Genomic DNA, 11,893 nt, shown 5'->3' with positions numbered 1-11,893 from the left:
TGAGTATGAGTAATGGAATACGTCGTTTATCCATCGAACCGTTAACCAAGCAGGCTTTTGCAGAGTTTGGCGATGTTATCGAGTCCGATAATAGTGATTTCTTCATGATCAACAGTGGGTCAACACGTCGCTACCACAAGCTAGCGACAACTGATGTGCAAGACCAAGACGGAGAAGCGATCATCAGCATCTTCCAAGCCACACCGTTGAGCTACCCACTGACCATCAAAATGTTAGAGCGTCATCCGCTTGGCTCTCAGGCATTCGTTCCATTACTTGGTCAACCCTATTTAATTGTTGTTGCACCGAAAGGCGATAACCCGACGTTAGCCAATAGCCGAGCTTTCTTGAGCAACGGCCGTCAAGGAGTGAACTATCACAAAGGGGTGTGGCATCACCCAGTTCTCGCCCTCACCGATCAAGACCAGTTTTTGATCGTCGATAGAGGCGGCGAAGGGCATAACTGTGACGAAGTTTATTTCGACAGCGACCGAGTGGCATTGCATTTGGACGATCTGCCAACGGACGACAATAAGGAAGAGCAACGCTTAGCTAAAGCGTTGTGATACAGGAGTTTATTATGGATCCGCATATTACAGAGTGGTTGAACTTAGCAATACGCTGGGCTCACATGATTGTTGGTGTTGCGTGGATAGGCGCATCATTTTACTTTGTTTGGTTAGAGAATAACCTTAACCGAGTTAACCCTAAAACGGGCCTTTCAGGCGACTTATGGGCAATTCACGGCGGTGGTATTTATCACCTAGAGAAGTACAAACTTGCGCCACCAGAGATGCCAGAGCACCTGCACTGGTTCAAATGGGAAGCTTACTTCACGTGGATCACCGGTGTGTGTTTACTGGGTGTGGTTTACTACCTCAACGCTGAAATTTACCTGATTGCACCGGGCTCTGGCCTTGATTCAACAACGGCAATCGCGATTGGTATTGGTTCATTCGTTGCCGGCTGGTTTATCTACGACTTACTGTGTGATTCACCATTAGGTAAAACACCCGTACTACTTGGCGTTGTGTTGTTTGTATTGCTCGTTGCTGCGACCTATGGCCTAACCCAAGTGTTCAGTGGTCGTGGTGCTTACATCCACGTAGGTGCAATCATTGGTACCATCATGGTGGGTAACGTATTCCGCGTTATCATGCCTGCACAACGCAACTTGGTGAAAGCGATTGAAGAGAAGCGTGAACCGGATCCGGCACTGCCAGCGAAAGGCCTACTGCGTTCTCGTCACAACAACTACATGACACTTCCAGTGCTGTTCATCATGATCAGTAACCACTTCCCAAGCACTTACGGCTCGGAATACAACTGGTTGATCCTTGCTGGTTTAGCGATCTTCAGTATCTTGGTGCGTCACTACTTCAACACCCGTCATGGCAGTCAGAAGTTTGCATGGACAATACCAGTAGCAGCATTGGGTATGATCACGCTTGCGTTTGTTACCTCACCTTACGCGAAAAAACAGATGACTCCGGTTGTGCAAGCACCAGTGGTTCAAGAAGTGCAAGTCAGCGCGACTGAATCAGCGACAGAAGAACTTGCTGCAAACGACACCGCTTCAACGACTAGTTCTCAGGCCGCACCAGCAGACCACGCAATGCAAACTGCTAGCGCAGGCGTCAGCTTTGAAACCATCAACAAAGTCATTCAAGAGCGCTGTTCTGTGTGTCACTCATCAACCCCGAGCCACGCCGCTTTTGCTGCTGCGCCAGGTGGTGTGATGTTTGATACGCCAGAAGAGATCAAAGCCAACGTCCCAAGGATTGTTGCTCAAACCGTAACAACTAAGGTGATGCCGCTCGGCAACATGACTCAAATGACTGACGAAGAACGCGCACTGATCGGCACTTGGGTAGAGCAAGGCGCTACGCTTCAATAATGATGTGAATCCTTTACCTAAGAGCATGAGTCTTAGGTGAGGCTTGGGGAGAGTTTGGTTTCGGGCACGCGCCAAACTCATCCCACCCTGTTTCCCCGGTTCCTATAACCGGGGCTTTTTGTTTTTGGACAAAGGAAATGCAGAATTATCATTCAGTTGGTGACTCTAGGTGCATATGTGGTTTAGAGTTCGAAGAATTGGGTTTTATTAAGTATTTTGGTGTAATCAAATCTTAATGTTACCTATGCTAACAATTTTACTTGATTATTCTTATTAAAGTTAAAGCTGTATTGAAATATCAAGTGTGCATCCACCTAAACTTGACCTAGGCATATAGGAAACCATTAATGAGTAACGTTATTCCATTTAGAAAGAAACCAACTTCAACTCAACACCCGAAAACAGCGATTAAGATGAGCGATTGCCATTTTGAAGAAAATGGTATCGGTATGCTTTTAGGAGAAGGTGTAGAAGTTGAAATGGATACAACTACTTTCCTTAACAATGGCATGGGGATTGTTGCTGGCTCAACCGATGAAAAATTTCTTCAAGCGTTGTCTGAATCAAAACCTCAAGAAAGGCTAGGGTTTGCGAATGAACTAAATCAATTCGCTAGCATTCCAGATAAAGAACTACGTACACAAGAAATAGAGAAGTCTTCTATTTCCAGGAAATTATCTTCAATAGCCAATATTGCGACTGTCACAACTTGGCTTAATGAAGTTATTGAGGGCGTATCAAGCGTAGATTTTGAAGCGTTATTAAATACGATTATGGGTAGCTAGCGAGATAAAAACAGCTGAAGAGAACTTACTTAAGCTTGGTATCTCGCATAGGTGGCTTACAGTCTTTTAGCTATATCGTTTAGCAAGGAAGCTCTGTGAGTCATTGCATGTCGATAGTAAGTACTTACGTTTAAACTGATTCATTGCGTACGCAGTCCTGTATAAGGTTCTTGATATGAATCTCTACCCATGGCACTTATAGTCCAAATTGACTTTAGTTAGGACAAAAAATGGAAGACTTGATAGTCGCGTATTTTAGGGCATTGAGCTCATTCTTTAGGTATCTGTTTCAGTCGATATTGATTGAGTTCATTGGTTACGGAGCTGGCTGGATAGTCTGTAAAGTATTCACATTAGGGCGCTTTCCCCCATTGATTCCAATTGAAAAAGAGCGAACCAGAATTTCTTATGTCGGGGCGATTAGCATCGTATTGTTTCTGTTAGCAATTGGTGTGTTCAATAGTTTTTAGGCGACGGAATAGAGTGTGGCCATGGATAGTATTCAAAATAATACGGACAAAAAAGACATGCTTGAGAAAGTTCAGAATATTGCTTCGATTAACGGGTTGGAATATGAAGTGAGCGGAAATGTCCTTAACCTTAAGCTAGGCAGAGCTGGTGGAAAGGTAAAAATTAAATACGACTACGCGACGAATTCATACGTCTACAACTGTAATGAATATGCTATTGGTTTTTCCAGTCTCATCTTCTTCGTTCTTTCGTTCAATACTCTGTATCAAGTTACTCACCAAGCATGGTCTGGCTACGTCGCGGGTTTGATGTTTGCGGTGGCAGTATTTAATTTGATCCAATTAATATTGTCTCACGTCCAAATGCTAGACATTAAAGCACAGCTAAGAGAAGTCGGTATTTATCTCAAGTCTGGCGCGTGAGAACCTTTAGCATCTTGTCTATCGTGAACAACTGAGCATTCGCTGAGTAATGAGTGGTTGAGCCTTGCCATCGGTAGCTATACGCTCAAATAAACAGCACTAACGCCAATTCTTAATGCTGTTTTTACTTTCCTCTTACACTCTTTTCAAATATCGAACCTAGTATCAAATTTCTCTTTGTTATACAGGCAAGTCTCTCATTATGAAGAACTTCTTTGATAGCGAACTCATGCTCTCTAGCTCTTTGAATTTCGTTTTGCTATCGCTTGGGCTAACGCTCCTTTTTCATCTTCCGATTTGGTGTGGGTTCAACTTGAGCCGACGCAAATGGAAGCTTATGGATTATTTATGGCCGTTCTTGGCGGGTATCGGGATGCTGGGCGCAGTGTCTGAGATTCGTGCGAAAGTAGCGGGTGATTGGGTTGAAACAGAACAAACCAGAGCGGTGGCGATTTTAGAGTCGGTTCAGCAGTTTTCTTTGGATAAGCTGCGAAGTGATACCTGCACCGGTCAGCCATCTTTAGATAGTCACGCTCAGCACCACGAAGCGTGTTTGTGGTATTTGAATACGGCAATCACGTTCAAAGATGTCGATTTCACCTTGTTACCCAACGCATCGGATTTTACGGTTCCTGCGCCGAGCGTGTCGCTGGTTGAAAGCGATGCCGTGTGGGTGGATGGTATGTTGAGCCAGTATGAGAAGCAGAAAAACCAATACATTAAAACCAGAGAAGCGCAGGTGAAGCAGCCATTAGAAAGCCTCTTCTGGTATGTGAGTCCTTACTTAGTCTGTTTCGCTATTGCTCTGCGCCTTACTAAAGTGACGGCAGAGCTTAAACTGGATAAGTGCGTAAACAATTAACTCGACATAGACAGCGCGAACGACAGTAAAATAGGCAAGGTAACCACACTTAGGAAGTTGCCGAACAACACCATAGATGCGACTTTAGGCGGCTCGACATTGAACCGTTCAGCGAACAGGTAGTTCATCACGGCAGGTGGCAGCATGGTGAACAGCACCATCATTTGTAGGTGCAGCGTTGGCAGCGGGATAAAGAAGTAGATGATGGCGAAGGCGATGGCACCAGTAAACAGCGATTGAGCCGTACACAGCAAGCCAACTTTGAGTCCGCTTAGCTTCAAGTTCACCATTTGCGAACCCAACGACAACAGCATAATTGGGACAGCAGCTTGGCCGAGTAGCGATGTTGCTTCGTAGATTGGATTCCATACTGCAATGCCAGACAGGTTGAGCGTCATCGCTAATGCTGCGGCTAAGAATATCGGCATCTTGAGGATCTGTTTGATCGGATTACCTTCGCTTAGGAGCGCTAAACCAACACTGATATGGACACACGCCGATACCACAAACAGCAGTACTGCAGGGGCTAATGCACTCTCACCAAAGGTATAGGTGAAGAGAGGGATCGCGAGGTTGCCACTGTTACGGAACATGTGTGGCGGAGCCCAAGCTTTGAAGTTGAGCTTAAAGATCTTACAGATTGGAATCATCAATAGTGCTGGCACCAACACCGCAACCAAAGAAGCGGTGATGAGTGGCAGTTGTTCGGTGTCGAGAGGCATGGTGGTCAGCGATGCAAAAACCAAAGCAGGAATACAAACATCCATGTTGATGCGATTGATCGGTTTGAAATCGGGCTTGAGCCAACGACCGACCGCAAAGCCAGCACTGGCTAAAGCAAAAACGGGAAACAGAATGCTGACGACCTGTTCGAACATAGAATTCCTTTCTAGATTGAGTGCTTCCATTTAGCTGAGAAACGAATGTTTTAGAGAGACGCTAAAGTGAAGTATGAAGTCGATATGTATAAACATTAACCTATCAATATAATGACTTGGCGTCACCGAAGATCGTTGTTTGTGAACGGTTAATTTATATTTCTTTGAATGAAGCACAAAAAAGACCAGTGGCATCAGCAACTGGTCTTTCAAGGCTAGATAAATCTGGACGGATTTTTAATTAACGACGGCTGTCGCTGTCTAGCGATTGTTACTCGGTTTTCAGTCTAGCTAACGAGCTTTTGATAATCTTTGAAATTCACATCGTAGGCTTTCTCGCCGTAGATGTAAGTCTCGCTGACGGTTCTGTCGTCACCCAGGCTCATCAATACAAATAGCTTCTCTTCAAGCTTGGTCGCTTGTTCCATTCTAAAGCGCATCAATTGTGTGGCGTGTAAGTCCAACACCACGAAATCGGCTTCTTTTCCTACTTCCAAGTTGCCAATCTTGTCTTCTAAATGCAGTGAACGTGCACCACCTAATGTGGCTAAGAATAGCGACTTAGCTGGGTGCAATTTCTTATGTTGAAGCTGCATGATCTTATAGGCTTCACTCATGGTTTGTAGGATTGAGAAGCTAGTGCCTGCGCCGACATCAGTCCCCATACCAACACGAATGCCGTGCTCTTCCATTTCTGGTAATCGGAATAAACCTGAGCCTAAGAACAGGTTAGAGGTCGGGCAGAAAGCAATGGCAGATTCCGTGTCGGCTAGGCGCTTACATTCGCAATCAGACAAGTGAATGCCATGGGCGAAAACCGAACGTTTGTGCAGTAGGCCATAGTGGTCATACACATCCAAATAGCTGTCGCGCTCTGGGAACAGTTCTTTTACCCATTCAATCTCTTTCTCGTTTTCAGAAAGGTGCGTGTGCATATACACATCTGGGTACTCTTCTAGCAATTTACCAACGGTAGCCAATTGTTCTGGTGTACTGGTTGGCGCGAAACGAGGTGTCACGGCATAAAGCAAACGGCTGCGGTTGTGCCATTTCTCAATCAGTTCTTTGGAGTCGGCGTAGCCAGATTCTGGCGTGTCGGTGAGGTAATCAGGCGCATTGCGATCCATCAAAACCTTACCCGCAATCATACGTAGGTTGCGCTTCTCAGCTTCTTCAAAGAAAACGTTAACCGACTCTTTGTGTACCGTGCCGAACACGAGTGCCGTGGTTGTGCCGTTGCTTGCTAGTTCGTCTAGGAATAGCTTCGCCACTTTGTGTGCGTAGACTGGGTTTTTGAAGCGCTTTTCTTCTGGGAAGGTGTAGTTCTCTAACCAATCAAGAAGTTGCTCACCGTAAGACGCGATCATCCCTGTTTGAGGGTAGTGGATGTGCGTATCAATAAAGCCAGAGGTGATCAGCTTGTCTTTGTATTCTTTGACTTCGAGTGTTTTTGGTTGGCGAGCCAATACTTCATTGGCATGCCCTAAATCGACGACATGGCCGTTCTCAACCACTAAAACACCGTCTTCAAAATAGTCGTAAGACTCATCGATGCCGACGTCTTTTGGGTCGGCGACGCTGTGTAAAATACTGGCGCGATAAGCTTTGCGTTGCGTTGTCATGTTTACTTCCTTTTAATGACTTCAGCGACGTTATGGCCACTGAAGCTTTGCGACTTGTGTTAGGCGATCTTCTCTTCCAATGGTGGTTCGCCTACGTCGCTTGGTTGACTGTGTTGATCGGTCAAACCCTGATTTCGATATTGTTTGGTTGGGCGCTTTTGTTCAAGCGCTTGGCCTTGATAGTGTGCGATCAGTTCACCCGCAACCGATACCGCAATTTCGGCAGGATGTTTGCCATTCACGGCGCTAATGCCAATCGGGCAAAGCATGGTTTCGATTTGTTCTTGGCTGTAGCCGCGCTGCTCTAAGCGGAAGTCGAACTTCTTACGCTTGGTAAGCGAGCCGATCATGCCAAAGTAACGGCTGTCTTCACGGTCAATAATGGCTTTGGTTAGGTCAAAATCGAGCTGGTGGTTGTGGGTCATCACAAGGTAATAACTGTTTGGTTGCATGTGTTTCACTTCACCGACTGGGTCGTCTGAGACAAGCTTTTTAACACCGTGTGGCAGCGTTTCAGGGAACACTTCTTCACGTTCATCAATCCAGGTCACACGGAAGGGCAGAGTCGCGACAATGTGCAGCAGCGCTTTGGCAACGTGCCCAGCGCCAAACAGCACAAGGTGATTCTGCTGAGTGCCAATCGGTTCAAAGCTTAATGTTGCCATTCCGCCACAACACTGGCCCAAACGAGCGCCTAGGTTAAAACGTTCCACTTTGAGCGACTTTTCACTGGCAATCAGCATCTCTCGAGCCATTTTAGTGGCCACATGTTCAAGGTGACCACCACCAATCGTAGCGATGATTCGGTCACGAGTGACAAGCATCTTGGTGCCCGCATCACGTGGCACTGAGCCTCTGTCTTCAAGCACTGTCACCATGACACATGGTTCGTAGCTCTCTTCCAGCTTTGCCAGTTCGTGAATCCAATTATCCTTAAACATATGTCCTCCTAAATCCCTTCTGTGCTTCCTAAGCTGTTTATTACGCCCTATGCCATATCTGTCAGCTCTAAGCCGTTTCTGATTGAGCATCGACCGAAGTCGGGGCTGTTTCAGAGACTTCCTGAATCGCCATCAAAATACGCTCTGGCGTTGCTGGTGTGTTGAGCTTAGGAATCGCTCCATCAACGGCCACGTAGCTAATCGCATCTTTCAATGCACTCCATACCGACATACCCAACATGAAAGGTGGCTCACCCACGGCTTTCGAGTTGAATACTGTGTCTTCTGGGTTGCTGCGGTTTTCCAAAAGGTGCGTTCTGAAATCAATTGGCACATCAGCAATCGCAGGGATTTTGTAGCTTGCAGGGCCGTTGGTCATTAAGCGGCCTTGCTGGTTCCACACCAACTCTTCCGTTGTTAACCAACCGACACCTTGTACAAAGCCACCTTCGACTTGGCCGATATCAATCGCCGGGTTCAATGAAGCGCCTACGTCATGCAGAATATCGACACGCAGAATCTTGTTCTCGCCAGTCAGGGTATCGATGATGACTTCTGAACAAGAAGCACCATAGGCGTAGTAGTAGAACGGACGACCACGCGCCTTCTCGTGATCGTAATAGATCTTCGGAGTGCGATAGAAGCCAGTGCTTGATAGCGAGATTTGGTTGAACCAAGCCAGTTCAACAAATGAGTTGAAGGTCATGATCTCATCGCGGATCTGCACCATGCCGTTTTTAAACACCACTTCTTCAGGCCACACTTTGAAGTGCGAAGAAGCGAAGTCGATCAGGCGCTGCTTAATGGTTATTGCGGCGTTTTGCGCGGCCTTACCGTTGAGGTCGGCGCCCGATGAGGCTGCGGTTGGTGATGTGTTCGGAACTTTGTCTGTGTTTGTAGCGGTGATCTGGATACGTTCGACATCGACTTGGAACTCCTGTGCAACGATTTGTGCCACTTTGATGTTCAAGCCTTGCCCCATTTCCGTACCACCGTGATTCAAATGAATACTGCCATCGGTGTAGATATGGATGAGCGCACCTGCTTGGTTCAAGAAAGTCGCAGTAAACGAGATGCCGAATTTCACTGGTGTGATCGCAAGGCCTTTCTTCAAGATAGGGCTCTGCCTGTTGAACTCAGCGATTTCTTTACGACGTGCGTGATAGTCACTGCTGCGTTCAAGCTGTTCGGTTATCTCAGGTAAAAAGTTGTCTTCAACGGTTTGGTAGTAATGGGTCACATTACGGCCTTCTTCGCCGTAGTAGTTCGCTTTACGTACTTCCAAAGGATCTTTTTTCAGGTAACGCGCAATCTCGTCCATGATGTGCTCGATGGTCATCATGCCTTGCGGGCCACCAAAGCCACGGTAAGCGGTGTTCGATGCGGTATTGGTTTTGCATCGATGACCAACCACAGTTGCATCACCTAGGTAGTAGGCGTTGTCTGAGTGGAACATCGCACGATCGACGATAGAACTTGATAAGTCTGGTGAGTAACCACAGTTACCTGCAACGGTAATGTCGGCACCTTGAATCACACCATTGTCGTCAAAACCGACCGTATATTGATTGTAGAACGGGTGGCGTTTACCGGTTTGCTGCATGTCTTCATTGCGCAGCAAACGCATTTTGGTTGGTCGGCCTGTAAGGTGGGCAATAACCGCAGCCATACACGCTGGAGAGGCCGCTTGGGTCTCTTTACCACCGAAACCACCGCCCATGCGACGCATATCAATCACGACTTTGTGCATCGGCACGCCAATCACTTCCGCAACCAGTTTTTGAACTTCGGTCGGGTTTTGAGTCGAGGTGTAAACGATCATGCCGCCGTCTTCGGTTGGCATTACGCTACTGATTTGAGTCTCTAGATAGAAGTGCTCTTGGCCACCGATCTCTAGGTCACCAGAGATCACGTGTTTTGCTTTTGCCAGTGCTGCTTTCGAGTCACCACGTTGTTGAGTGTGGCTTTCTGTTACGAAGTGCTCTTTTGCCAGCGCTTCTTTCACATCAAGAATGGCTGGTAGCTCTTCGTATTCAATAACGGCTGCGTGCGCGGCTTTGCGTGCGGTTTCTAGATCGTTAGCTGCCACAGCAATCACAGGTTGGCCGTAGTATTCTACTTTGCCATCGGCAAGCAGTGGGTCGCCCGGTAGGATTGCACCAATGTCCAATTCACCTGGTACGTCTTTGGCTTGAATGGCAATCGCCACGCCTTCGAATTCGTAACACGGAGATAGGTCTATTTTGGTGATGTTGGCGTGCGCTTGCGTGCTCAGGCGTGCGTATACGTGCAGCTGATTCGGGAACTCTAGGCGATCATCAATGTACACCGCTTCGCCTGTGACTTGCTTGGCTGCACTGTCGTGTTTAACGCTTTTACCTACGCCAGTTTTTAGGTCTTGTTTTGCAATGGTAACCATCTCTTCGTGGGTCATCGCATTGCTCTTGTGACCAGAGGAATTTGATTTAGACATAAGACGTTACCCTTGTTTCGATTTGGTTGTTTTTGTTCTGTCGTTCAATGAAGTAACGGCGCAACATATTGGCCGCCGACAATGAACGGTATTCTTGGCTGGCACGGAAATCAGATAGCGGCTCAAAGTCGTTATACAGTTCCTGCATCGCTAACTTAATATTAGCGTCTGTCCACGGTTTACCTAATAACGTATTTTCACAACGCGCCGCGCGCTTAGGTGTTGCAGCCATACCACCGAAGGCGATACGAGCGTAAGAAACCTTGCCATCTTCGATTTGAATATCAAACGCACCACACACCGCAGAGATGTCATCGTCTAAACGTTTAGACAGTTTGTAAGCTCGAAAGCTGTCGTTGCTTGTTTTAGGAATGATGATCTGTTCAATGAACTCACTCTCTTTCTGCGCTGTCACTTTGTAGCTGATGAAGTAATCTTCAATCGGCATTGTGCGAGACTCGTCACCGCAACGAAGTTTGATCTTCGCGTTCAGGGCAATCAGCAGAGGAGGGGTGTCACCGATAGGTGAAGCATTGGCTACATTGCCGCCGATGGTGCCTTGGTTGCGTACTTGCAGTGAAGCAAAGCGATGCAACAGTTCACCAAAATCTGGGTAGTGCTTTTTCAGTAGTGAGTAAGAATCACTGATAGGCAGGTTGGCACCAATGATTAAATCGGTGTCGGTCTCTTCACATACCTTCATGTCTTCAACAAGGTTCACGCTGATCAGTGTTTCAATCTCGCGATGGAATTGCGTCACTTCCAGTGCTAAATCCGTACCGCCAGCAACCAGCTTAGCGTTCGGATGCGCTTGAAAAAGCTTGGCCAGTTCATCGGTGCTTTTCGGGGAAAAAGCGGTGAGGTGACCAAGGCGTAAGTTGGCTTCGGTGTCTTGAATACTTTCTAGCTTCTTGATGGTGTTGCGTTCAAGCTCAGCAAATTGGTCGATCAAAGGTTGGTCTGTTGAAAGTGACATCGCAGCATCAACAATTGGTCGGTAGCCTGTACAACGACATAGGTTACCCGCCAGTGATTCCATGACGTCTTCTTTGCTCGCATCGGGTTTGTTTTTGCCTAGCGCAAACATCGACATGATGAAGCCCGGCGTGCAGTAACCACACTGTGAACCGTGAAAATCAACCACCGCTTTTTGCACTGGGTGCAATGAGCGATCTCGATTTTGCAGATCTTCTACTGTGATCAGTTGCTTGCCATGCAGCGCTGAAACGAACGTAAGGCAAGAGTTCACCGAGCGGTATTGCAGTTGTCCATCAACCACTTCACCCAGAACTACCGTACATGCACCACAGTCACCCGACCCACAACCTTCTTTTGTACCCGTCTTATTTATCTTGGTACGAAGGTAGTTGAGCACTGTCATATTTGGCGACAGATTATCTTCGCGTCTTATTTCCTGATTGAGCAAAAAAGTAATCAAGAGACCTCCTTGTAAATCGACATATTTCCATGTGTATTCTTTTTGACTTCTAGGTCAATAATTATCCATCCTGACCCTGCGGTCAACTATTTATTTACAAAAAT

At 46.8% G+C, this 11,893-nt stretch carries 11 protein-coding genes; 6 read left to right on the top strand and 5 right to left on the bottom strand.

Translation table 11 applies throughout. From position 1 onward, the window contains the following. Positions 1–5: 5 nt before the first annotated feature. From AB4486_RS06240 to AB4486_RS06215, 6 genes are all read left to right on the top strand, one after another. Positions 6–566 (top strand): ureidoglycolate lyase, encoded by a 561-nt coding sequence (locus AB4486_RS06240; RefSeq protein WP_372116714.1) that lies wholly within the window; start codon positions 6–8, stop codon positions 564–566. Between the two features lie 14 nt (positions 567–580). Further along, the gene (locus tag AB4486_RS06235) at positions 581–1,897 is read left to right on the top strand and encodes a urate hydroxylase PuuD (protein WP_061037654.1); all 1,317 of its coding nucleotides are present in this window, start codon (positions 581–583) and stop codon (positions 1,895–1,897) included. A 347-nt stretch (positions 1,898–2,244) separates the two neighbouring features. Beyond that, complete coding sequence (locus AB4486_RS06230) at positions 2,245–2,682, top strand: hypothetical protein (protein WP_372116712.1); 438 nt, start codon at positions 2,245–2,247, stop codon at positions 2,680–2,682. A gap of 230 nt (positions 2,683–2,912) precedes the next feature. Continuing rightward, entirely contained in the window at positions 2,913–3,152 is a 240-nt protein-coding gene (locus AB4486_RS06225) for a hypothetical protein (protein WP_017067013.1), read from the top strand. Between the two features lie 21 nt (positions 3,153–3,173). Then, positions 3,174–3,575 (top strand): hypothetical protein, encoded by a 402-nt coding sequence (locus AB4486_RS06220; protein ID WP_017067014.1) that lies wholly within the window; start codon positions 3,174–3,176, stop codon positions 3,573–3,575. Between the two features lie 337 nt (positions 3,576–3,912). Then, entirely contained in the window at positions 3,913–4,437 is a 525-nt protein-coding gene (locus tag AB4486_RS06215; protein ID WP_017069072.1) for a hypothetical protein, read from the top strand. Here AB4486_RS06215 and AB4486_RS06210 read toward each other — a convergent pair. The 5 genes from AB4486_RS06210 to xdhA form a co-directional block, all read right to left on the bottom strand. Continuing rightward, a complete protein-coding gene (locus tag AB4486_RS06210) occupies positions 4,434–5,315 on the bottom strand; it encodes an AEC family transporter (RefSeq protein WP_004732869.1) in 882 nt (293 codons plus the stop codon). The two genes, AB4486_RS06215 and AB4486_RS06210, sit on opposite strands and share 4 nt — an antisense overlap. A gap of 287 nt (positions 5,316–5,602) precedes the next feature. Next, positions 5,603–6,937 carry a guanine deaminase gene (guaD, locus tag AB4486_RS06205; protein WP_372116709.1) on the bottom strand — a complete coding sequence of 445 codons (1,335 nt, stop codon included), beginning with the start codon at positions 6,935–6,937 and terminating at the stop codon, positions 5,603–5,605. Between the two features lie 59 nt (positions 6,938–6,996). Beyond that, the gene (gene xdhC / locus AB4486_RS06200) at positions 6,997–7,878 is read right to left on the bottom strand and encodes a xanthine dehydrogenase accessory protein XdhC (RefSeq protein WP_102428171.1); all 882 of its coding nucleotides are present in this window, start codon (positions 7,876–7,878) and stop codon (positions 6,997–6,999) included. Between the two features lie 67 nt (positions 7,879–7,945). Continuing rightward, complete coding sequence (gene xdhB, locus AB4486_RS06195) at positions 7,946–10,351, bottom strand: xanthine dehydrogenase molybdopterin binding subunit (RefSeq protein ID WP_372116707.1); 2,406 nt, start codon at positions 10,349–10,351, stop codon at positions 7,946–7,948. Beyond that, the gene (gene xdhA / locus AB4486_RS06190) at positions 10,344–11,789 is read right to left on the bottom strand and encodes a xanthine dehydrogenase small subunit (RefSeq protein WP_372116705.1); all 1,446 of its coding nucleotides are present in this window, start codon (positions 11,787–11,789) and stop codon (positions 10,344–10,346) included. Before xdhA ends, xdhB begins: the two co-directional genes overlap by 8 nt. Positions 11,790–11,893 lie beyond the last annotated feature (104 nt).

Source organism: Vibrio sp. 10N.222.55.C6 (assembly GCF_041473395.1).
Lineage (GTDB): Bacteria > Pseudomonadota > Gammaproteobacteria > Enterobacterales > Vibrionaceae > Vibrio > Vibrio crassostreae_C.
This window is presented reverse-complemented; position numbering and strand designations above follow the sequence as displayed.